This window comes from Mesoterricola silvestris (assembly GCF_030295405.1).
GTDB classification, from domain to species: Bacteria; Acidobacteriota; Holophagae; order Holophagales; family Holophagaceae; genus Mesoterricola; species Mesoterricola silvestris.
This window is the reverse complement of the sequence record NZ_AP027080.1, coordinates 2,908,793-2,930,214: the sequence shown is the minus strand read 5'-3', so window position 1 is coordinate 2,930,214 and position 21,422 is coordinate 2,908,793. Positions and strand designations below refer to the sequence as shown.

The 21,422-nt window shown below is 69.5% G+C and carries 19 protein-coding genes and 1 riboswitch; of the genes, 10 read left to right on the top strand and 9 right to left on the bottom strand.

All coding sequences use genetic code 11. The annotated features are described in order from the left end of the window. The first annotated feature begins 1 nt into the window (after position 1). Entirely contained in the window at positions 2 to 760 is a 759-nt protein-coding gene (trpA, locus tag R2J76_RS12640) for a tryptophan synthase subunit alpha (protein WP_316411970.1), read from the top strand. On the opposite strand, the gene R2J76_RS12635 is transcribed toward trpA, so the two are convergent. Continuing rightward, complete coding sequence (locus R2J76_RS12635; protein WP_316411969.1) at positions 747 to 1,502, bottom strand: substrate-binding domain-containing protein; 756 nt, start codon at positions 1,500 to 1,502, stop codon at positions 747 to 749. The two genes, trpA and R2J76_RS12635, sit on opposite strands and share 14 nt — an antisense overlap. A gap of 67 nt (positions 1,503 to 1,569) precedes the next feature. On the opposite strand from R2J76_RS12635, the gene R2J76_RS12630 reads away from it, so the two are divergent. Then, on the top strand, positions 1,570 to 2,304 hold the full coding sequence (locus R2J76_RS12630; RefSeq protein WP_316411968.1) for a YaaA family protein: 735 nt from the start codon (positions 1,570 to 1,572) through the stop codon (positions 2,302 to 2,304). Positions 2,305 to 2,775: 471 nt separating this feature from the next. Here the strand turns inward: R2J76_RS12630 and R2J76_RS12625 are convergent, their stop codons facing one another. Next, positions 2,776 to 4,197: an N-acyl-D-amino-acid deacylase family protein gene (locus R2J76_RS12625; RefSeq protein ID WP_316411967.1), complete on the bottom strand. Its 1,422-nt coding sequence runs from the start codon at positions 4,195 to 4,197 to the stop codon at positions 2,776 to 2,778. 38 nt (positions 4,198 to 4,235) lie between these two features. Beyond that, a riboswitch (S-adenosyl-L-homocysteine riboswitch) is annotated at positions 4,236 to 4,310 on the top strand. Positions 4,311 to 4,386: 76 nt separating this feature from the next. On the opposite strand from R2J76_RS12625, the gene ahcY reads away from it, so the two are divergent. Genes ahcY through R2J76_RS12610 form a run of 3 tightly spaced genes read left to right on the top strand, consistent with a single transcriptional unit; the run spans position 4,387 to position 7,243 of the window. After that, positions 4,387 to 5,787 carry an adenosylhomocysteinase gene (ahcY, locus tag R2J76_RS12620; RefSeq protein ID WP_316411966.1) on the top strand — a complete coding sequence of 467 codons (1,401 nt, stop codon included), beginning with the start codon at positions 4,387 to 4,389 and terminating at the stop codon, positions 5,785 to 5,787. After that, entirely contained in the window at positions 5,787 to 6,521 is a 735-nt protein-coding gene (locus R2J76_RS12615; RefSeq protein WP_316411965.1) for a TatD family hydrolase, read from the top strand. The genes ahcY and R2J76_RS12615 overlap by 1 nt, the downstream gene beginning before the upstream one ends. Beyond that, on the top strand, positions 6,518 to 7,243 hold the full coding sequence (locus R2J76_RS12610) for a tRNA threonylcarbamoyladenosine dehydratase (RefSeq protein WP_316411964.1): 726 nt from the start codon (positions 6,518 to 6,520) through the stop codon (positions 7,241 to 7,243). The genes R2J76_RS12615 and R2J76_RS12610 overlap by 4 nt, the downstream gene beginning before the upstream one ends. Before the next feature lie 232 nt (positions 7,244 to 7,475). Here R2J76_RS12610 and R2J76_RS12605 read toward each other — a convergent pair whose 3' ends face one another. Beyond that, the gene (locus R2J76_RS12605) at positions 7,476 to 8,399 is read right to left on the bottom strand and encodes a DNA cytosine methyltransferase (protein ID WP_316411963.1); all 924 of its coding nucleotides are present in this window, start codon (positions 8,397 to 8,399) and stop codon (positions 7,476 to 7,478) included. Between the two features lie 184 nt (positions 8,400 to 8,583). Here R2J76_RS12605 and R2J76_RS12600 point away from each other — a divergent pair, with 184 nt between their 5' ends. After that, complete coding sequence (locus tag R2J76_RS12600) at positions 8,584 to 8,991, top strand: hypothetical protein (RefSeq protein ID WP_316411962.1); 408 nt, start codon at positions 8,584 to 8,586, stop codon at positions 8,989 to 8,991. Here R2J76_RS12600 and R2J76_RS12595 read toward each other — a convergent pair. The 4 genes from R2J76_RS12595 to R2J76_RS12580 are packed head-to-tail and all read right to left on the bottom strand — an operon-like array spanning position 8,984 to position 13,088. Continuing rightward, complete coding sequence (locus R2J76_RS12595; RefSeq protein ID WP_316411961.1) at positions 8,984 to 9,871, bottom strand: phosphatase PAP2 family protein; 888 nt, start codon at positions 9,869 to 9,871, stop codon at positions 8,984 to 8,986. The genes R2J76_RS12600 and R2J76_RS12595 overlap by 8 nt on opposite strands. Continuing rightward, entirely contained in the window at positions 9,858 to 10,838 is a 981-nt protein-coding gene (locus R2J76_RS12590) for an NAD-dependent epimerase/dehydratase family protein (RefSeq protein WP_316411960.1), read from the bottom strand. Before R2J76_RS12590 ends, R2J76_RS12595 begins: the two co-directional genes overlap by 14 nt. Then, positions 10,822 to 11,952 (bottom strand): hypothetical protein, encoded by a 1,131-nt coding sequence (locus tag R2J76_RS12585; protein ID WP_316411959.1) that lies wholly within the window; start codon positions 11,950 to 11,952, stop codon positions 10,822 to 10,824. Before R2J76_RS12585 ends, R2J76_RS12590 begins: the two co-directional genes overlap by 17 nt. Continuing rightward, a complete protein-coding gene (locus tag R2J76_RS12580; protein ID WP_394366837.1) occupies positions 11,949 to 13,088 on the bottom strand; it encodes an aminotransferase class I/II-fold pyridoxal phosphate-dependent enzyme in 1,140 nt (379 codons plus the stop codon). The genes R2J76_RS12585 and R2J76_RS12580 overlap by 4 nt, the downstream gene beginning before the upstream one ends. Positions 13,089 to 13,520: 432 nt before the next feature. Between R2J76_RS12580 and R2J76_RS12575 the strand changes: the two genes are divergently transcribed. The 3 genes from R2J76_RS12575 (at position 13,521) to R2J76_RS12565 (ending at position 18,081) form a co-directional block, all read left to right on the top strand. Next, complete coding sequence (locus R2J76_RS12575; RefSeq protein ID WP_316411957.1) at positions 13,521 to 15,338, top strand: hypothetical protein; 1,818 nt, start codon at positions 13,521 to 13,523, stop codon at positions 15,336 to 15,338. 106 nt (positions 15,339 to 15,444) lie between these two features. Continuing rightward, complete coding sequence (locus tag R2J76_RS12570; RefSeq protein WP_316411956.1) at positions 15,445 to 16,788, top strand: MFS transporter; 1,344 nt, start codon at positions 15,445 to 15,447, stop codon at positions 16,786 to 16,788. Between the two features lie 249 nt (positions 16,789 to 17,037). Continuing rightward, positions 17,038 to 18,081: a GNAT family N-acetyltransferase gene (locus R2J76_RS12565; RefSeq protein WP_316411955.1), complete on the top strand. Its 1,044-nt coding sequence runs from the start codon at positions 17,038 to 17,040 to the stop codon at positions 18,079 to 18,081. On the opposite strand, the gene R2J76_RS12560 is transcribed toward R2J76_RS12565, so the two are convergent. Both R2J76_RS12560 and R2J76_RS12555 read right to left on the bottom strand, forming a co-directional pair. Then, positions 18,059 to 19,156, bottom strand: a complete 1,098-nt coding sequence (locus R2J76_RS12560) for a hypothetical protein (protein ID WP_316411954.1) — start codon at positions 19,154 to 19,156, stop codon at positions 18,059 to 18,061. The two genes, R2J76_RS12565 and R2J76_RS12560, sit on opposite strands and share 23 nt — an antisense overlap. Before the next feature lies 1 nt (position 19,157). Next, positions 19,158 to 20,147, bottom strand: a complete 990-nt coding sequence (locus tag R2J76_RS12555; RefSeq protein ID WP_316411953.1) for a hypothetical protein — start codon at positions 20,145 to 20,147, stop codon at positions 19,158 to 19,160. Between the two features lie 77 nt (positions 20,148 to 20,224). Between R2J76_RS12555 and menC the strand changes: the two genes are divergently transcribed. Next, positions 20,225 to 21,364, top strand: coding sequence for an o-succinylbenzoate synthase (gene menC, locus R2J76_RS12550; protein WP_316411952.1), 1,140 nt, complete (start codon positions 20,225 to 20,227; stop codon positions 21,362 to 21,364). Positions 21,365 to 21,422: the final 58 nt, after the last annotated feature.

Genomic DNA, 21,422 nt, shown 5'->3' with positions numbered 1-21,422 from the left:
CATGGAACCGATTCTTCCCTTCATCATGGCGGGGGATCCCTCCCTTTCGGGCCTCCCGGCCCTGCTGGCGCAGCTCCGGGCCCTGGGGGCGGGCACGGTGGAGGTGGGCCTGCCCCATTCCGATCCCGTGGCGGATGGCCCCGTGCTGCAGGCCGCGGCCCACCGGGCCCTGGGGGCCGGCGCCTCGCCCCGGCGGGTGCTGGAGGCCCTGGCGGGACTCCCGGGCCCCGACGTGGTGCTCTTCACCTACTTCAACCCGCTCCTGCAGCTGGGGGAGGACCTGGAGGGGCTCCTGGCGCCCACGCCCGTGAAGAGCCTGCTGGTGGTGGACCTGCCCTTCGGGGAGGAACCCGCCTGGGAGGCCCGCCTGCGGGCCGCGGGCTATCCCCTCGTGCCGCTCCTCACCCCCACCACCCCCCTGGAACGGGCCCGCCTCCTGCTGGCGACCCGGCCCGATCCCGGCCCCGGCCATCCCTTCGCCCAGCGCTTCGCTTACGTGGTGGCGCGCCTGGGGGTGACCGGCGCGGGGCAGGGCACGGACCTGGCGCCGGTGGCCCAGCGCCTGGAGGCCCTGAAGGGTCTCACGGACCGGCCCCTGGCGGTGGGGTTCGGTCTGGACGACCCCGCGAGCCTGGAGCGGGTGCGGGCCCTGGGGGCGGTGCCCGTGGTGGGTTCCGCCCTGGTGGCCGCGCTGGCGGGGGGGGCGGATCCCGCGGCCTTCCTGGCGCCGAGGATGCCCGCCGGCCTCAATGAACCGTGAGGCGCCTGCCCTCGGGGCTTTCCAGGTAGTCCAGGAGGCGCCGGAGGCTGGCGCTGGGCCGTTTGCCCTTGATGACCAGGAGGACCGGGCGGGTCACCGCCGGCGTCACCGGGCTGTTCACCTTCAGGCTCTCCTGGGAGGCCTTGGGGGCGAAGCCGATGGAATGGGGCGTGGCCGCCACGGCCTGCACCAGGGTGACGCCCGGGGGGAAGGTCCACTTGGCCGGGCCGAAGGGCGCGCCCCCCAGGATCTGGCCGCGGAAGGTGTCGTTGGTGGCCACCTGGGTGGGGTCCAGGAGCAGGACCACGGGCGCGTCCTCCCCGCCCACCTCCTTCCAGTTGGCCGTCCTGCCGCTGAAGAGCCCCCGCAGCTCCTCCGCACTCAGCTCCAGGAGCAGCACGTCCGGGCTGGTGACCACCTGGATCTGGTCCACGCCGATCTGGAAGCGCGTGATCTCCTCCTCCCCCGGCACCCGGAGGCCCTTGGCCTTGAGGGAGGCCACCCAGTCCTCCCAGGTGAGGCCCCCCGAGGCGGCTTCCACCTGGCCCTCGTCCAGGAGCCGCCAGGCCTCCGGGCTGCGGGCGTCCTTGAGCACCAGATGGATGCCCGTGGCCTTCTCGAAGGGGCCGCGGATGCGGTTGAAGATGTTCTGGGCGGGCGTGATGCCCACCGCCAGGACGAGGTCCTGGGCCCGCAGGCAGACGGCAGCGAACGCAAGGATGCAGATCCGGCCCCGGTTCATGGGAACTCCTTATAGGCTGGAGGAAACGTTGGTGCTGCATTTCACCTCCCTCCTTATCGGAGCCTTCGTGATTCTCTTGATCTCCTCCGCCAAGAAGATGGATTTCGCCCGGCCCCTCCCCCAGGCCACAGCCTCTCAGCCGGTCCACCTGCCCCAGGCCCGGGTCCTGGCCGGGATCCTGAAAAAGCTGGATCCGGGCGCCCTGGGAAAGGTCATGGCCATGTCCGAGGACCTGGCCGTCCAGACCGCGGGGCGCTATGGCGCCTGGAAGCCCCCCTTCACCCCCGGGAACGCCCGCCCGGCGGCCCTGGCCTACAGCGGGGAGGCGTACAACGGCCTGGACGCCTGGAGCCTGGACGCCGCGGACCTGGCCTTCGCCCAGGACCGCCTCCGGATCCTGTCGGGCCTCTACGGCCTCCTGCGCCCCCTGGACCTCATCCAGCCCTACCGCCTGGAAATGGGCGCGCGCCTGGCCAACCCCAAGGGCCCGGACCTCTACGCCTACTGGGCGGGAACCCTCACCCGGGCCCTGAAGGCGGCCCTGGGCGGGCGCCCCCTGGTCAACCTGGCCTCGGGGGAGTTCTCAAAGGCCGTCCAGCTTCCCGCGGGCACGGTCACGCCCGTGTTCCTGGACGGCGGAAAGGTGGTGAGCTTCCACGCCAAGCGGGCCCGGGGGCTCATGTGCCGGTACGCGATTCGCGGAAGGATCAACGAACCCGCGGCGCTCAAGGGGTTCGATCTGGAAGGCTACGCCTTCGACGGCGCGTCCAGCACGGCGGAAAGGCTGGTGTTCTGCCGGTAGGAGGGCGATCGGGGAATGGAGCGTGTCCCGGACCTGCGTCAGGGATCCGCTGACGCAGGCAAGCTGCGTCAGCGAAAAGCTCACGGGACGGGGGGGATCGTGGGTGTTGGCACACTCCGGCTTCGATGGGCCTTGGGCTCCTCGGGGAGACGGGGGCTCCCCGGGTGGGCCTATGCCCCAGCCATCCGCTTCAAGTTCCACGGAATGGCGACCGGGTCGCGTCGACGCTAATGTGTGAGCGACGCAGACCGATCAGCGTCGGCGCGAACCCCGTCCCATCCCGGAAGACTTGAAGCGTGTCGCCGGGCCATAGGCCCATCTTGGGAGCCCAGCTCCCCACCAGCGCCGCATCCCAAAGCGAAGCCGAAGTGTGCCAACACCCCCGCCCACCCTCGTGTCGTGAGCTTTTCGCTGACGCAGCTTGCCTGCGTCAGCGGATCCCTGACGCAGGTCCGGGACACGGGCGACTTCCTAGAGGTACCGCCCCGCGGCCCCGGCTTCGCGGGGGACGCCGTTCACGAAGACTTCCAGGATGCCTTCGGCGGGCTGGGCGGGGTCCTCGTAGGTGGCCCGGTCCCGGATGCGGGCGGGGTCGAAGAGCACCAGGTCGGCGTGGCATCCGGGGCGCACGCGGCCGCGGGCCTCCAGGCCGAAGACGCCGGCGGGGAGGCTCGTCATGCGGCGCACGGCCTCCTCCAGGGGGAGGAGCCGGCGCTGGGCCACGTACACGTGGAGGTAGCGCGCGAAGGTGCCCCACAGGCGGGGGTGGGGGTGGATGTCGTGGGGCAGGCCGTCGGAGCCCACCATGCAGCGGTCGAAGGCCAGGAAGCGCTCCACGTCGGCCTCCTCCATGTGGAAGTACACGGCGCCGCCGGGCTTCAGGCGCTCCAGGGCCTGGGCTTCGGGGCAGCCCCAGCCCTTGGCGATCTGGGCCAGGGTGTGGCCCGCGGCCTTGGGATGGGGGCGGGACCACGCCACCAGCACCTTGGTGGACTGGGACGCGAAGGCCGGGTCCAGCACCGTGGAGCCGGCGGTGTAGGGGTAGGCGTCGATGGCGAAGGGGACCCCTTCGCCCTCCTCCCCGTAGAGGCGCAGGAGCTCGGCGCTGCGGCCGCGGTTGGCCCTGCCGGCCACCTTCTGGTGGCTGAGCACCAGGAAGGCCCCGGATTCCCGGGCGCAGCGGAAGGCTTCGCGGGTGGCGCCGGCGACGCCGTCGAATTCGTCGCGCACGTGCATGGCCAGGCGTCCTCCGCGCTCCGCCGCGGCCCGGGCCAGGGCCACCACCTCGGCCGTGTCGGCGCCGATGTTGGGGGGGTAGGCCAGGCCCGTGCTGAGGCCCCGGGCCCCGGCGTCCATGGCCTCCTCCACGTCCCGGACCATGGCCTTGAGCTGGTGCGGATCCGCGGGGCCGGACCGGTCCTCCATGTGGCGCACCCGGAGGGTGCCGTGGCCCACCAGGGCGGCCACGTTGGTGGAGAGCGGGGCGTCCTGGAGCGCCCGCGCGTAGGCGGCGAAGGTGGGGAAGGCGAAGTCCCCGGCGGCGCCCAGGAGGTCCAGGGGCGCGGGGGGATCCTCCCGGGGGGCCAGGGGGGCCAGGCTGATGCCGCAGTTGCCCACCACCACCGTGGTGACCCCCTGGCTCAGCTTGGGGAGGATGGTCTCCCTCCGGAACACGGCGCGGTCGTCGTGGGTATGGGTGTCGATGAAGCCCGGGGCCAGGACATTCCCGTCCGCTTCCAGCACCGCCGCGGCCCGGGCGGGGCCCAGGTCCCCCACGGCGTGGATCCTTCCGTCCAGGAGGCCCACGTCCCCCCAGAAGCCGGGGCTTCCCGTTCCGTCCACCACGAGGGCGTTCCGGATCAGCGTATCGAAGACGGGCTGGGGGTCATCCATGACATTGCCAGGATACCTGAGAATACGTATCATTGGGTACTTCCGAGAGGCGCTGCAAGGCATCTCCATGTCCCAGGCTCGGAAGCCTGTGCTCCCAACGGCGCTTACCTTGAAACCTCAGCCGGGTTCGCGGGTAGGCGTGGGATCGCCGCCCGGTGTCGCCACCCGGCAGCCGCCCTGGAGTCCCCCATGACCGCCACCACCACCGATTTCCAGGTCGCCGACCTGTCCCTGGCCCCCTGGGGCCGCCGGGAGATCGCCATCGCCGAGACCGAGATGCCCGGCCTCATGGCCATCCGCGAGGAGTATGCGGGCGCCAGGCCCCTCAAGGGCGCGCGCATCGCCGGGTCCCTGCACATGACCATCCAGACCGCGGTGCTCATCGAGACCCTCATCGCCCTGGGGGCCGAGGTGCGCTGGGCCTCCTGCAACATCTTCTCCACCCAGGACCACGCCGCCGCCGCCATCGCCGCCGGGGGCACGCCGGTCTTCGCCCTGAAGGGCGAGAGCCTGGACGACTACTGGGACTTCACGCACCGGATCTTCGCCTTCAAGGAGGGCGCGGCCAACATGATCCTGGACGACGGCGGCGACGCCACCCTCCTGGTGCACCTGGGCGCCCGGGCCGAGAAGGACGCCTCCCTCCTGGACCACCCCGGCAACGACGAGGAGCGGGCCCTCTTCGGGGCCATCCGCCGCACCCTGGCCGCGGATCCCGGCTTCTATTCCCGGCAGCTCGCGGCCATCCAGGGGGTCACGGAGGAGACCACCACCGGCGTGCACCGCCTCTACCAGATGGCCGAGAAGGGCGAACTGAAGTTCCCCGCCATCAACGTCAATGACTCCGTCACCAAGTCCAAGTTCGACAACCTCTACGGCTGCCGCGAATCCCTGGTGGACGGCATCAAGCGCGCCACCGACGTCATGATCGCCGGCAAGATCGCCGTGATCTGCGGCTACGGCGACGTGGGCAAGGGCTGCGCCCAGGCCATGCGAGCCCTCAGCGCCCAGGTGTGGGTCACCGAGATCGATCCCATCTGCGCCCTGCAGGCCGCCATGGAGGGCTACCGCGTGGTCACCATGGACTACGCCGCGGACAAGGCCGACATCTTCGTCACCGCCACCGGCAACCACCACGTCATCGGCCACGCCCACATGGCGAGCATGAAGGACCAGGCCATCGTCTGCAACATCGGCCACTTCGACAGCGAGATCGACATCGCCTCCCTGGAGGGCTACGCCTGGGAGGAGATCAAGCCCCAGGTGGACCACGTCATCTTCCCCGACGGCAAGCGCATCATCCTCCTGGCCAAGGGCCGACTCGTGAACCTGGGCTGCGGCACCGGGCATCCCTCGTACGTGATGAGCTCCAGCTTCGCCAACCAGACCCTGGCGCAGATCGAGCTGTGGACGAAGAAGGGCGCCTACGCCGTGGGGGTCTACACCCTGCCCAAGCAGCTCGACGAGCACGTGGCCCGGCTCCAGCTGAGGAAGCTCAACGCCCAGCTCACCCGGCTCAGCGACGCCCAGGCGAAGTACATCAACGTCCCGGTGGAAGGGCCCTTCAAGCCCGAGCACTACCGGTACTAGTGCTGTTCGACGCCCACTGCCACCTCCAGGACGCGCGCTTCGGCGCCGTCCTGGAGGGGGTGCTGCGCCGGGCCGCGGAGGCCGGCGTGACGCGCATGGTGTGCTGCGGGACCCGGGAGGAGGACTGGGACCGCGTGCTGGAACTGGGGCGGCGCCCGGAAATCATCCCCATGGCCGGGCTGCATCCGTGGTACGTGGATTCCGCTTCCCCCACCTGGGCGGCGCGCCTGGAGGCGGCCTTCGACGCGGGCGCCGGCGCGGGCGAATGCGGCCTGGACTTCTCCGATGGGAGGCCGCCCCGGGCGGCGCAGGAGGCCGCCCTGCGCGTCCAGCTGGACCTCGCCCTCCGCCGGGACCTCCCCGTCTCCCTCCACTGCGTGAAGGCCGCGGGGCGCCTCCTGCAGATCCTCCAGGAAACGGGCCTGCCCGCCGCCGGCGGCCTGGTGCACGCCTTTTCCGGCGCCCCCGAAGTGGCCCTCTCCTTCCAGGCCCTGGGGCTGCACCTCTCCTTCGGGCGCGCCCTGACCTTCCCGGGGGCCACCCGGGCCCGGGCCTCGTTCGAGGCGCTGCGGGAGGACCGCATCCTCTTCGAGACCGATTCCCCGGACCTGCCCCCTTGCGGCGTGGAGGGCCCCAACGAGCCCGCCCACCTCGCGCGGGTGGCGGCGGCCGCGCCGCGCCGGGTGCCGGCCTTCGAGAACGCCTCGCGCCTCTTCAGGAGATGGTTGCCATGAGATGGTTCGCCCGCACCGAACAGCTGCTGGGGCCCGAGCCCATGGCCCGCCTCCAGGGGGCGCGGGTGGCCGTGTTCGGCCTGGGGGGCGTGGGTTCGTACGTCGTGGAGGCCCTGGCCCGGGCCGGCGTGGGGCACTTCCGCCTGGTGGACTACGGCGCGGTGGACGCCACCAACATCAACCGCCAGCTCTTCGCCCTCCATTCCACCCTCGGCCGCAGGAAGGTGGACCTGGCCGCGGAGCGCATCCTGGACATCAACCCCCAGTGCGAGGTGGACGCCCGTCCCGGATTCCTGGATCCCGGGACCGTGGAAGGGCTGCTGGAGCCGCGCCCCGACCTGGTGGTGGACGCCATCGATTCCTTGAACTCCAAGGTCACGCTCCTGGAGGCCGTGCACCGCCTGGGCATCCCCGTGGTCTCCAGCATGGGCGCCGGGGGCAGGGTGGACGCCTCCCAGGTGCGGGTGGGCGACATCTCCGAAACCCTCATCTGCCCCCTGGCCCGGGTCGTGCGGCTCCGCCTGCGCAGGCGCGGCGTGGTTTCGGGCATCCCCTGCGTCTACTCCGTGGAGCCCGCGCGCAACACCACGCCCTTCGAGGCCTCGGACGTGGGCGAGCACCACGGCACGGGCCGGGTGCGCCAGCCCATCGGGACGATCTCGTACATGCCCGCCCTATTCGGGTTGCGGGTGGCCCAGGAAGTGATCGCCAAGCTGCTCTAGAACCACGTGCCGCCTACCTTGAAGGCATGTTCATCCCCTTTATCCTGTTCATCCGATTTCATCCCTGTTCCCGCAGGGCCAGCGATGAGATGGGGCGGCGCGCAGTTGATCTGCATGCGCCGACCCATCCCAGCTCTGGCCCTGCGGGAACAGGGATGAAATCAGATGAATGGGATGAAGGGGATCAGCCGTCGAACTCAGGGCGTTCCCGGCCATGGGGCCAGACCGTAGTTTATTTGGAATGACTATCTGATGGCTTCGGTAGTGATAGCTGGGGTGGGCCGGAAACCTGGGCTAGCACCCATGCCGCCACCGGGATGCTCAGGCCATTGCCGAGCAGCTTGTAGCGCCCCTCCGCGTTCACCTCCTCCGGGAATGCGGGCACGGGATCCCATCCCAGCAGCCGCGCCGTCTCCGCCACGGAGAATCGCCGCACGCCGCGCTCCGTCTCCAGGAAGGAGCCGCTGCCCACGAAGCGCCGGCCGTAGCCGCCGATGAAGCACGCGGTGCGCGTGGCGTCCGCCGTCACCAGGTCCAGGCCGGGCCGGTGGCGCAGGGCCTCGCCCAGGTAGAGGCCGGGGTCCTCCACGGAGTCCAGGAAGCCCCGCAGGGGCGCCGGGGGCAGATCCGGGACCGCCCGGTCCGCGAGGCCCCGCCGGGAGGCCACCACGAAGACCCGGGGCCGGAGGTTGGGCAGGCCGAAGCGCATGGGGTCCAGGGTGTATTCCCGGGCCTGGAACCCGCCTTCCCGGAGCCGCGCGGCGAGCAGGGCGTGGGCGTCGGACCCCAGGAAGCCCACCACGGATTCCAAGGCCAGGCGCTCCGGGGGGTGCTCCGCCAGGAGGTCCATGAGATGGACGAAGGCCCGGGACCGGGGGTCCTCCAAGTCCTTGCGGTGGCCCATGCGGCAGAAGGGCTGGCAGGGGGGGCTCATCACCCAGGTGTCCGCCCCGTGCCGCAGGAGCTCCGCGGCCGGGAGGGTGGCCAGTTCCCGGGCGATGGGGCGCTCGCCCCAGAGGCGGGCGTAGGTGGCCAGGGCCGGAGGGCTGATATCGTAGGCCGCCGCAAGGACCGCGCCCCGGCCGAGGGCCCGCCGCCAGCCGCCCATTCCGGCGAAGAACTCGATCACCCGCAGAGGGCGCATCCCCACAGACATAAACCCAAGTTCTCCATGGCCAAGAATAGAAAGCCCTGGCCCCGCTGGCAACCCGGGAAACCGGCGGGGAGCCCTTGACGCAGGGACTTTATAAATTATTACTTAGACGGCCCTGGTTCCCAGGCGTCCGCGCCCTTCACGACCTTTCGGGGTACCGCCCATGCTTCAACTCAGGAATTCGTTCATGGCCCTTCTCCTTTGCGCGGGGCCGGGGGCCAGGGCCCAGGACAAGACCGCCCTGGTGATCAAGACGGAGTACCCCCTCTGGGTGAGCCTGGCCGGGACGCCCCAGGGCTCCCTGGTCATCCGGAACGCCCAGGGCATGCAGGTGGGCCAAGCCGCCACCGCGGGAGATACCTTGTTCCTGCCCTCGGCGGGCAGCTACACCTGGGAGTTCAGCCCCGCGAAGTTCAGCCTGGATCTGGTCATGGGAAAGACGAAGGACGCCCCCGACCGCCTCCTCCTCACGTACCTGGTCGATCCGTCCACGAAACAGCCGACCATCGGATACCAGAAATACGTGGGAAAGATCGAAAGGGCTCCCAGGTACAACTTCTATGAGCGCAAGAACCTGTGGATGACCTTCAACTGAGGGTCCGCGCGCTGAGCCAGGTGGCGAGGACGCCCACCGCCAGGCCCGCCGGCACATCCACCAGGTAGTGGGCCCGCAGGTACACCACCGCCGGCAGCATCACCGCGGTGATGGCCGCCAGGGGCACGAACAGCACCTTCACCTCCCGGCGGGCCCACAGGGTGAACAGCGTGGCCACGGCGATGTGGGAGCTGGGGAAGGCGCCGCCCCGGATCTCGCCGCCCCGGGTGAAGAAGAAGAGCGCGTGGTTGAACACGTAACCGTCGTAGAGCTGCGGCCCCTGGGCCGGCGGGAACCAGAAGTGGGGCCCGACGGTGGGGAACATCCAGAACAGGGCGTAGCACACGAAAAAGCACGCCGTGGCGGCCAGGATCACCCGCTCCGCCGCGGCGTAGCCGGAGCGCAGGAGGGCCGTGAAGCCCACGATGGGCGTGAAGAAGTAGTAGGCCAGGTAGGCGAAGCAGAAGAGCTCCGAGAGCCCGCGCAGGGGCAGGGCCGCCCGCCAGGCCAGGGAGGGCTGGCAGCCGAAGAGGGCCTGGTCGGCCCGGGCCAGGTGGCCGTCCAGGGGCAGGGCATGGAAGAGGGGCCAGAGGACCTGCACCTGGTGGTAGAAGCACCAGTAGACCAGGGGGGCGTAGAAGAGGCGCAGCACCGTGGGCACCACGGCCGCGGTGTCCCGGCTCCACCGGGCCAACAATAGGCAGCCGGCGATCACCAGGGCATTGACGCCCACCTGGGCGGCGCACCCGGGCTGGCCCTTCAGCCAGCCGTAGCCCAGGAAGGGCAGGGTGGCCAGGGCATAGCCCACCACCCAGCGGTCCAGGGGGCGCCAGGTCCCCAGGGGACCGGTGAGGCCGAAGGGACGCCTAGAGCCAGCCATGGTCCCGGTACCATCGAACGGTCTGCCAGAGGGCCTGATCCAGGGGGGTTCCGGCGCTCCAGCCCAGGAGCGTCCGGGCCTTTTCCGGACTGGCCACCCAGGCGGGGGCCAGCATTTCGATCACCTTCTGGGGGGAGAAGATTTCCGGCCGGCCCCGCAGGCGCGCGGCGAGGCCGGCCACTTGGCCCGCGGCCCGGATGGCGGCCTCCGGAAGGTGGAGTTCCCGGCCCCGGCGGCCCAGAGCCCGGGCGATGTGCCGGCCCAGGTCCAGCCAGGTGACGGGTTCGGCGTTCACCAGGGGAAGGGTCTCGCCGGAGGGCAGGGGGGCCTCCCCGGCCCGCAGGATCCCATCGGCCAGGTCCGGGGCGAAGACCAGGGAATACCAGCGCTCCCGGGTGCCGGGTACCGGCAGGAAGCCCCGGGCCGCGATGCGGAAGTAGCTCAGCACGTCCCGGTCCCGGGGGCCGAAGACCACCGGGGGGCGGAGGATGACGCAGGGCAGGCCCGAGGCCAGGACGACCCGTTCGGCCTCGACCTTGCTGCGGCCGTACCAGGTGAGGGGAGCGTCGGGGGCGCCCGGGGGCCGGGGTTCGGGACCGCCGGGGCTGGGGCCCGCGGCCGCGAGGCTGGACACCAGGACGAAGCGCTCCAGGTCCGGGGGGCAGGCCCCCACGAGGTTCCGGGTGCCGTCCCGGTTCACGGCCAGGAGGGCCTCCTCGCTGAAGCCCTTCAGGGCCCCGGCCAGGTGGAACACGCGCGTCACTCCCGCCAGCGCCGCGGGGAGGCTGCCGGGGTCGGTGAGATCGCCCTGCGCGACCTCCACATCCAGGCCGTCCAGGTTGGAGAGGTCGGCCCCCGGCCGGGCCAGGATGCGCACCCGGTGGCCCCGCTGGACGAGGCGCGCGCAGAGGTGGCTTCCGATGAACCCGTGGCCGCCCGTGACCAGGACGCTAGCAGGGGCGGTCATACACGCGGTAGGTCTTGGTGCGCCGGGCCCCCATGTGGTGGAGGGGGCCCAGGAGGGCCTGGTTGTCCTCGAGGATCCAGCCCACCTCGGCGCCCTGGTAGGGGGTGCCGGCGGCGTTCTTGATGGTGTGGTGGATCATCAGGAGATCCAGCCCCCGGCGCCGGTACTGGGGGAGCACCCCCATGATCAGGGTGCGCAGGTTGGAACAGCCGGTGACCTTGAGCTTCCAGAGGATCCGGAGGAGCCCGAAGGGGAGGAGCCTGCCCCGGGCCAGTTTGAGGGCCTCGTTGGCGTCGGGGATGGAGACGATGAAGCCCGCGGGCACGCCCCCCACCTCCCCCACGAAGGCGTACCGGGGATCCACCAGGGGCTTGAGCTCCTTGGCGATGAATTCCAGCTCCCGGTCGGTCCAGGGCACGAAGCCCCAGTTGTCGGCCCAGGCCACGTTGTAGGTGTCGCGCACGAACTCGAGCTCCTCGTTCCAGCGCTTGAGGTCGATGGGGCGGATCCGCACCAGCCCGCCCCGGTCCAGGCGGTTGGCCACGGCCGTGAGGCGGTCGGCGCATTCGGCCTTGGCCATGTAGTAGGCGTGGACGTCCTTGGCCTTGGCGAAACCCGCCCCCTCCAGGAGGCCGCCGTAGTAGGCGGGGTTGTAGGGCATCATGATGGCGTTGTCGGCGTCGAAGCCGTCCACGAGGAGGCCCACGATGTCGTTGGTGGTGAGGTTCACCGGGCCCCGGGCCACGGTCCTGCCTTCGGCCCGCAGCCACGCGCAGGCCGCGCCGGTGAGGGCGCTGGCCACGGCCTGGTCGGGCACGCATTCGAAGAGCCCGAAGAACCCCACGTGGGCCTCCTCGGGATGGAACTGCCCGTAGCGGTCGTTGCGCACGGCGGCGATGGTGCCCACCACCTCGCCGTCCCGCAGGGCCAGGAAGGTCTGGACCTTGGCGTACTCATACAGGGGGTTCTTGAGGGGATCCAGGAAATCCCTGCGCTCCAGCAGCAGGGGCGGCACCCAGTGGGGCTCGGCGCGGTGCAGCCGGTACGGGAAGCGGATGAAGGCTTCCGTGTCCCCGGCACCCGCGCAGGCCCGGACCTGGATTTCCGAGGTCATGCCCCCAGCTCCAGGAGGCCGAAATGGCGTCCGGCCTTCTGGAAGATTTCGAGCGCCCACTCCAGCTGAGCCCGGGTGTGGCCCGCGGTGACGGAAATGCGGATGAGGCTGCGGCCCGGGGGCACGCCGGGGGGCACCACGGGGTTCACGAAGATCCCCGCCTCCTTCAGGAAGCGCCACATCTTCATGCAGGTGTCGAACTCGCCCACCATGATGGGGATGACCGGGGTCTCGCTCTTGCCCGTGTCGAAGCCGATGTCGTCGAAGCCCTTCTTCAGGAACCGGGCGTTCTCCCACAGGCGCTGGATGCGCTCCGGCTCGGCCTCCATGACCTCCAGGGCGCCCAGCACCGCCGCCACGCTGGCAGGGGATGCCGAGGCCGAGAACATGTAGGGCCGGGCCACGTGCTGCAGGTAGTTGATGGTCTTGGCGCTGCCGGCGATGAAGCCGCCGATGGCCGCCAGGGACTTGGAGAAGGTGCCCATGATCAGGTCCACCTGGTCCGTGAGGCCGAAGTGGGCCGACGTGCCCCGGCCGCCCTGGCCCAGCACGCCGATGCCGTGGGCGTCGTCCACCATCACCTGGGCGCCGTAGCGCTGGGCCAGGGTCACGATGCCGGGAAGGTCGCAGATGTCGCCTTCCATGCTGAAGACGCCGTCGGTGACGATGAGCTTGGGGGCCTGGGCGGGGATGCGGGAGAGCTTCTCCTCCAGGTCCGCCATGTTGTTGTGGTCGTACCGCACCAGGGTGCCGTGGCTGAGCATGCACCCGTCCATGATGCAGGCGTGGATGTACTTGTCGCCGACGATGTACTCGCCCTTGTGCACCAGGCTGGAGATGACCCCGGTGTTGGTCTGGAAGCCGGTGGGGAAGACCAGGGCGGCCTCCTTGCCCATGAAGGCCGCGAGCTTCTGCTCGAGCTCCACGTGGATGGGCAGGGTCCCGTTGAGGAACCGGGAACCGGCGCAGCCGGTGCCGTACATCTGGATGGCCTCCATGGCCCGTTCCTTGATGCGGGGATGGGTGGTGAGCTCCAGGTAGGAATTGGATCCCAGCATCAGCTGCCGCTGGCCGTCGACCATCACTTCCGTGGCCTGGCCTGTTTCGATGACCCGGTGGTAGGGATAGATGCCCATGGCCTTCAGGTCGTCGGGGATGGTAAACGCAGCGCACTTATCCAGAACGCTCGGCAGCTTGACCGGGGCCGGGATTTCCACGGCCGAGCCAGAACCACGGGGCTTGTGGGTCATCAGTCACCTCAAATTTTAATAAAGCTAACACAGTTGTTACAGAACCAACAAATGGACGCTCCCCGCTCAGCCGAGAGTATGAAAGTAGCATGCGGAATTTGGATCCAGGGTGGAAATCCCCGGCCTGGGGCCCCGGGAATTTCAGGAGGAATAGGGTCACCTATCGCCATGGGATCCTTTGGGGACGCCCGTTTCCGGGTCCCGAAGGACCGAAGCGCCGGAACGGGGGTTAGAACAATATTGAAATGATGAAATTAAAACAATTGTTCCCTTGCGGTGGATTCCGGGGAGCGGATATTAATATAAGAGGCTAATAGAATGCATTGGCTCGAGGATCGCATCCGCTCCGCCGCGCGCTTCTCCCTGGGCGCCATCCTGCCCTTTCTGGGGCTGGTTTTCCTGGGTCTCCTGGGGGCTCTCCTCCTCCGGGTCCGGGACCCGGGCCTGGGGGTCCTGGCCTGGCCCGCGGGCCTCTTCCTGCTGGGCAATGCCCTCTATGGCCTGGGCCTGGGCGTGAAAAGCTTTCCCCGGCCCCCGGGACGCATCCTGGCTCCCGGCGAGGCGCCGGCCCTGGAGGAGCGGCTGGAGGCCGCCCGGGAGGCCTGGGAGGGACCCCGGGGGGCCCAGGTGATCCTGGCCCCGGACGCCTGGAGCGTGGAGCTCACCGGCGTGCCCATGGCCGGTCTCTTCGGGTGGAGCCGGTACCACTGGTATGTGGGCATCTATCCCCTGCTCGCCCTGAGTCCCCGGGAACTGGACGCCGCCATCGAATGGGAGGAGGTCTTCTGGTCGGACTACCAGGGATGGCTGAACCTTCAGGTGAAGCGCCTGGCCACCTACTGGTACCGGGTCCACGTGCACGTGGAGGCCCGGCTGGGGGAACGCCCCCTGGGATGGCCCCGGTGGTGCACGGCCTTCCTGCGCCCCTACACCCGGCAGGTGGTGGCGGGTTTCCAGCCCTTCCTGGCCCGGGAGTTCCTGCGCGCGGACCGCACCATCGCCGAAAAGCACGGCGTGCCCACCCTGGTGCGGGCCCTGTGCCGCCTGGCCATCCTGCAGCCCCTGGTGGTCCGCCGGGTCTTCCACCCGTGGGACGCCTGCCTGGATTCCGGCCTTCCCCTCCCCGAGGACCTCCACCGCCGCCTGGGGGCGGCCCTCGCGGAGACCCCGGAGGGCGCGGAAGGCATCCTGGAACTCGCCCTGGACGGGCTCCTGAAGGAGGCGCCGCCGCTCCTGCGCCTGCGCCTGGAGTGCCTGGAGGCCGAGCCCCGGGTGCCCTTGCCCCCCTCCGCCCATGCCTACGGTCGCCTCCTGGAGGACACGGAGGTGGCCCGGGAGGTGGAGGGCCAGTGGAGGGCCCGCCTTCAGAGCAGCGCGGCGGCGGCGGCCCTGGGGCGCCTGGTGGAAGCCACCCGGTACCAGGACCTCACCGGGCCCATGGAGGGCACCTTCCCCGACCATCCCGGCGCCCTGGACTACCTGAAGCTCGCCTATGACCATGCCCCCTGGTCCCGGTTCGACGCCCTGCTGGGCATGTACCGCTCGGCCAACCCGGACTGCGTGGAGGCCTGCTTCCTGGCCGTGCGCCGGTGCCTGGACCGCGGCCGGGACAGCGCCGCGGTCTTCCAGGCGCGGGAACTGATCCACCGGGACCCGGCCCTGGCGCCGGCCTGCCATGAACTGCTGGCCCACCACCTGGGGGCCCGGGGCGATGTCCTGAACGCCCACAAGGAATGGGACCGGGCCCGGCGGGCCGCGGCCCTGGTGGAGAAGGTCCAGGGCGAGCGCAGGGGCGTTTCGTTGCTGGACGCCCTGGAATCCCACCACTGCAACCCGGCGGTCCTCCAGGAGATCCAACGGATGTGCCTGGGGGAGGACCGGGTCGCCGAAGCCCACCTGGTGCGCAAGAAGCTGAACTTCCACCCGGATCGTCCGGTGCTCCTGTTGGTGGTTCGCTGGCGGGGGGCCTGGTGGGATCCCCTGGGCCGCAAGCGTCTGGCCTTCCAGCGACAGCTCCAGGAAGCCTGCCCGTTTCCCTCCGGGGCCACGGGTTTCATCCAGGTGGCCGACCGGGCTTCCCTCTGGCGTTTCCAGGGGAAGCTGCGGCGGTTGAATGGCCTTATTTTCAGGAGGTAGGGCCCGCCGCCCCGGCCCGGATCCGGGGCCCCCGTAACCTTCCCGTTACATTACGGCTACATTCCCGACACCTGCATCGTCTAAGCTGAAGGGGTCGGAGCATGGCATGGAACATACGAATGCGTTCCGGTTCAGGCGTTTCCTGAACTGGTTCCCCCTTGGCCTCACCTACGCGACCATGTACATGGGCCGCTATAACTTCAATGTCGTCAAGAGCGACATCGGGGCCTGGTACCACCTGGACAAGTGGCAGATGGGGATCATCGCCACGGCCGGCTTCTGGACCTACGGCCTGGCGGTGGCCATCAATGGCCCATTGGCCGACCGCATCGGCGGGCGCCGGGCGATCCTCGTGGGCTCCCTGGGGGCGGCCCTGACCAACCTCCTGGTGGGATTGATGTTCCTAAACGGGTTCACCACGAAGCTGCTGGTGTCCATGAGCCTGCTCTGGAGCGTCAACATGTACTTCCAGAGCTTCGGCGCCCTGAGCGTGGTGAAGGTGAACAGCACCTGGTTCCATGTGCGGGAGCGGGGGGTTTTCGGGGGGATCTTCGGGGTCATGATCAGCTCCGGCTACTTCCTGGCCACCTCCGTGGGCGCTTGGCTCCTGGCCAGCTTCAAGAGCTGGACCATCATCTGGTTCGCGCCGGTGGTGGCCATGGCCGTCATGGTGCTGGTGGACTACCTGCTGGTGCGCAACCGGCCCAGCCACGCGGGCCTCCAGGACTTCGACACGGGCGACGGCAGCAACGCGCACCTGGCCGAGGACCAGCCGCTGCCCCTCAGGGAACTGCTTTCCAAGGTCATCGGCAACCCCGTGATCATCGCCCTCATCTTCGCGGAGTTCTGCACGGGGTTCGTGCGCCAGGGCGTCATGCTCTACTTCACCGAATACCTGGAGGAGGTCTACCACCTTTCCAAGCGGGCGGCCCTCTTCGGGGCCACGGGGGTGGCCTTCATGCTGGGCGGAATCTTCGGCGGGCTGCTCTGCGGCTGGATGAGCGACCGGCTTTTCCAGAGCCGGCGGCCCCCCGTCGCCTTCATCTTCTACCTGGCCCAGGTGGCCATGATCTGCCTTCTGGGCGCGGCCCTGGGCCGGGGCACCCACGGCGGCCAGGTGTGGGCCATCGTGCTGCTGGGCCTGACCGCCATGTTCATCTTCGGGGTGCACGGCATGCTCAGCGGCACCGCCTCCATGGACTTCGGGGGCCGCAAGGCCGCGGCCACCGTGGCCGGGGCCCTGGACGGCATCCAGTACATCGGTTCGGGCCTCACCGGCTTCGGCCTGGGCTGGGTGCTGAAGGCCTACGGCTGGGACGGGGTGGGGGCCGCGGGCCACGTGCCCGCCAACGCCTGGGTGTGGGCCGCGTGCCTCATCCCCTTCAGCCTCGTGGGGGCCGCCATCATGACCACCATCTGGAGGGCCCGGCCCTCCGGGGCGGGGCATTAGGGTGGGTCGGAGCGCAGGTTACTCGACGTCCTTTACCCGAAGGTGGCGACAAATCCCGGCGAAGCTCCAACGGGGATAAACAGGATCCAGGGGAAAAGGCAGGATAAAGAACGTCAGATCCAAGTTGGATCAGGACGATAGAGCTCACGGGGTCGCGCCTAGGATGGGGAGCAAGCGCTCGTTCGCTCACGGCTGGCCGGATGCTATGGTGAGGGTCGTCCAACCATCACCCCGCCCCGAAGGTCCTCGATGCCCCGGCTCATCCTGCACACCGATTTGCGTTCGGCGGAAGGCCCCTGGCGGGCCCTGTACGGCGACGGCCGGGAGCACACGCCCTTCCAGGGCTTCGACTACTGCAGCATCGTCGGGCGCTTCTTCCTGCTTTCCACCCGGCCCCTCTACCGCAACCGCGTGTACGAGGTGCGGGACGACGCGGACCGCACGGTGCTGCTCCTGCCGCTCCACGTGGGCCGGGGGGCCATGGCGGGGCAGGCCTTCCTGTGGGGCGAATTCTCCCAGGCCGGGTACCTGGAGGCCATCACGGGGGAGGCGACCACGGCCGGAGCCCTGCGCTTCGCCCTGGAGGCGATCGCGGGGGGACGCCCCATGGCCTTCACCTTCAGCCGCGTCCGGGCCGGGAGCCGCATGGACCGGCTCGTGGAGGCGGCCTTCGGCCCGGCGGAGCTGGAGCGCAAGGAGATGCCCTGCGCCCATATCCCCCTGGGGGTAGACTTCGACGGCTACCTGGGCGGCCTGGCCAAGGGGCACCGCCAGAAGCTGCGAGCCGCCGCCCGGCGCCTGGAGGCGGACGGCCGGCGCTGGGAGGTCCGCACCTTCCTGGACCAGCCCATGCCCTTCGCCACGCAGCTCCGGCTCTTCGACCTGTACTGGCGCCGGATGCGGCAGAAGGGCGTCAATTTCAAGGTCCGGAAGTACTTCCCCTACTGCCTCCGCCGGTGGTTCAACCCGACCATCCTGGCCCTGGGCCGCCTGCCCAACACCTGCTACGCCATCCTCCACATCGACGGGGCCGTCGCGGGATTCTGCGCGGGCTTCCGGGCCGGGGACGGGTCCATCACGCTGCCCTTCCTGGCCGTGGAGGGGCGCTTCGGGGCCTACAGCCCCGGGGGCCTGCTGATCCAGGGGACCATCCGGCACCTCCTGGAGCGGAACGACACCCCCGTCCTCGACCTGGCCCGCGGCAACGAGCGGTACAAGTTCGATTACGGGGGCGTCGCGCACGCCAATCACTGCTACACGATCCGGGTGGTCAGATCTCCCGGGCCAGCTTGAGCTCCTGGGCCCGGCGCCGTTCGGCGCGGGAGAGGAAGAACACGGCCACCAGCACGAAGCCCAGGGACACCCAGTTCTGGAGGCTGGGCAGCCGGCTCGCGAAGAGCCAGTGCCCCAGGAGGGTGGCCGCGGTGCCCGCCACCAGCGAGGTGAGCCGGTTGATCAGGCCCGTGAAGGTGGCGGTGCGCCCCTTGAACATGAAGATGAACACGGAGAAGAACGCCACGAGCCCGAAGGCCAGGCCCGAGAAGGAGGCCCAGAACCAGCCCGGGCTGGGGGTCCGGATGGCGCCCACGAAGGCCGCGATCTGGCGCACCCCGCCCCAGGCCGGGAAGAGCCTGGGCGAGAAGAACACCGCCAGGGAGATGAGGACCATGGCCACGGAGGCCGCGATCTGCTCCACCGCGAAGAACGCCTTGTTGTCCAGGGGCGCGCCCCGGGGCCGGGTGTTCTTGTAGTAGTTCATGATGTAGATGCGGATGGCGTAGGAGCTGATGTAGCTGGTGAAGATCACCAGGGCGGCCTGGTTGTGCAGGAAGGCGAAGCCCCCGGTGTGGGGCCCGAACAGCTCGATGCAGGCCGCCAGCACCGCGAAGACCACCGCCGCGTTCTCCTCCCAGTAGATGCGCTTCTGGAGGATGCCCTGGGCGATCTGGATGCCGTCCACCACCCGGCCGATGACGATGACCGAGGCCCGCATGATCACCATGGCCACCATCACGGAGATGGGCAGGGTGTACATGAGGGTCGTGGTGGGGATGACGATGGCCGTGCAGATGCCGCTGGGGATGATGTAGAAGATCTCCGAGGGGACCTCCACGCCGCAGATCCGCGCGGGGCGGATGGACTTCATGCGCCACCAGCCCAGGACCACGGCGGGGATCAGGCAGGTGAGGTTGGCGCCCAGGGTGTTGTAGGCCAGGAACGCGATGTCGTTCATGGGCGGGGTGCCCATGGGGGTGTGGGGCGCCCCGGTGAAGGCCTTCACCACCAGGCCCGTGACGACGTACAGTAGGAAATAGCCCGTGCAGAGCTGCAGGAGCCTCTCGGTGCTTCCTTCGGCTGATTTGAACATCCTATCGGCCGAAGTTCCGGAAGGTCTCCTTCAGGCCTCCATGGATGGCGGCCACGTCCGCGGCCTTCCAGTTCTCCCGGGGTTCGCGCACGAAGGTCGTGAGGTCCTGCCGGTTGTCGAAGCGGGAGGCGGGGATGTGCCAGGTGCGGGTGCTGTACCGGTCGCCCTCGGCCACGAGGCGGTCCACGCGGATGGTGCCGGGGCGGTCGCTCTGCTCCAGGAGGTAGGCCATGTCGTCGCAGCCGTACTGGCCCAGCATCACTTCCATGGGGACGCTGTGGTTCAGGATGCTGCCCTGGCCATCGGGCTTGCCCCGTTCGATGTTCTTGTGGCGGCTCTGGGCGGGCTCCACCCAGATGTACATGAGGCTGGCGCGGTCCAGGATGTCCGTGGACAGGTGCTGGAAGGCGGTGGCGTAGCCGTGGGGCGGGGTGAGGGGGAAGGCGGAGCCGTTGGCGCCGCCCCGGGCCGCCTCGATGACGATGGTCTTGCCTTCGATGCCCAGGGCGTTCTGGCGGTTCAGGGTATCCAGCTCCGCGCGGCACTCGGCCTCCAGGGCCTCGGCCATGGACTTGCGGATGCGGTGGGGCAGCTCGTCCAGGACGGGCAGCATGCCGGCGCGCACCCGCGCCTCGTCCAAGCGGTCGAAGAGGAGCTGGGCGGCGCTGGGGGTGTCGGTGTGGGCGCCCTTGCGGAGGTTGGCGTAGTCCTCGTTGAGCAGCTCGATGAGGGCCGCCCAGGTCCACTCGTCCTGGAAGGGCCGGGTGGCGCCGTAGTAGAACCGGTAGCCGCAGCCCCGGGCCTGGAGCTCATCGTCCATGCGGTGCATGAGATGAACGTACGGGTAGTCGTCGAGCTGGGCCGTGGGGCCCATGCCGAAATCGTCGCGGCACTGCTCGGGGGTGAGGCTGGCCAGGTACCGGCGCATTTCGGACTTGCCGGAGGCGGGGAGGGAGAAAAGGAGCAGGGTGTCCAGTGGCTTCGCGTGCATTCGTCGCTTCCTCATGATGTTGCGGTATAGAATCAATCATCCCACAACCGGCGGAATGTGAAAACTTGTGAGGCATCATGATCAAAAATTTTCATTCGCCCGAGGACGAGGTCCTGGGAACCCTTGACCGCATCGACTTCGTGGTCGTGAGCGTGCCCTTCGTGGAGCCCTTCGGCACCAGCGTCGCCTCCTGGGCGGTCAAGGAGGCCCTCCTCCTGCGGCTCGAGCAGGACGGCTTCGTGGGCTGGGGCGAATGCGTGGCGGATCCGGACCCCTATTATGACGGCGAGACCACCACAACCGCCCGGCACCTCATCCGGGACTTCCTGCTCAAGGAGCTGGAGCCCGGGCGCACCCTGGGGGAGGCCCTGGGCCGGTTCCGGAAGGTGCGGGGCAACCCCATGGCCAAGGCCACGGTGGAAAACGCCCTCCTGGACCTCATGGCCAGGCGCAGGGGCATCCCCCTCCACGAGCTGCTGGGGTACGAAGCCAGGCCTGTGCCCTCGGGCATCAGCATCGGCATCCAGGAGAGCACCGGGGCCCTGCTGGCCAAGGTGGAGGAGGCCGTGGACCAGGGCTACCACCGGGTGAAGATGAAGATCATGCGCGGCAAGGACGTGGCCTGGGTGGCCGCGGTGCGGGAGCGCTTCCCGGACATCGCCCTCATGGCCGACGCCAACGGCGACTACACCCTGGAGGACGCCGGGCACCTCAAGGGCCTGGACGCCTTCGGCCTCACCATGATCGAGCAGCCCCTGGGCTACCACGACATCTACCAGCATTCCCTCCTGCAGCCCCAGCTGAAGACCGCCCTGTGCCTGGACGAATCCATCCACAGCCTGGACGACGCCGCCGCCGCCCTGGGGCTGGGGGCCTGCCGGGTCATCAACATCAAGCAGGGCAGGGTGGGCGGGCTCCTGGAATCCATCCGCATCGCCCGGCACTGCCAGGAGCGGGGCGTCCCGGTGTGGTCCGGGGGCATGGACGAGACGGGCCTGGGCCGGGCCGTGAACATCCACCTCCAGACGGTGGATAATTTCTCCATCCCCGGGGACACCTCGGAAACCCGCCGGTACTTCCGGGAGGATATCGCCGACCCGCCGGTGGTGCTGGGTCCCGGCGGCTTCATCGCCATCCCCCCGGGCCCCGGCACGGGCGTGACCCTGGATCCGGGCCGGCTGGAGCGGTACACCCTGCACCGGGAGCGGGTGCGTTAACCGTTCATACCTCTTGGTTTGATGGTACGTCCTGGCATACTGTCGGGTAGGCCAACGA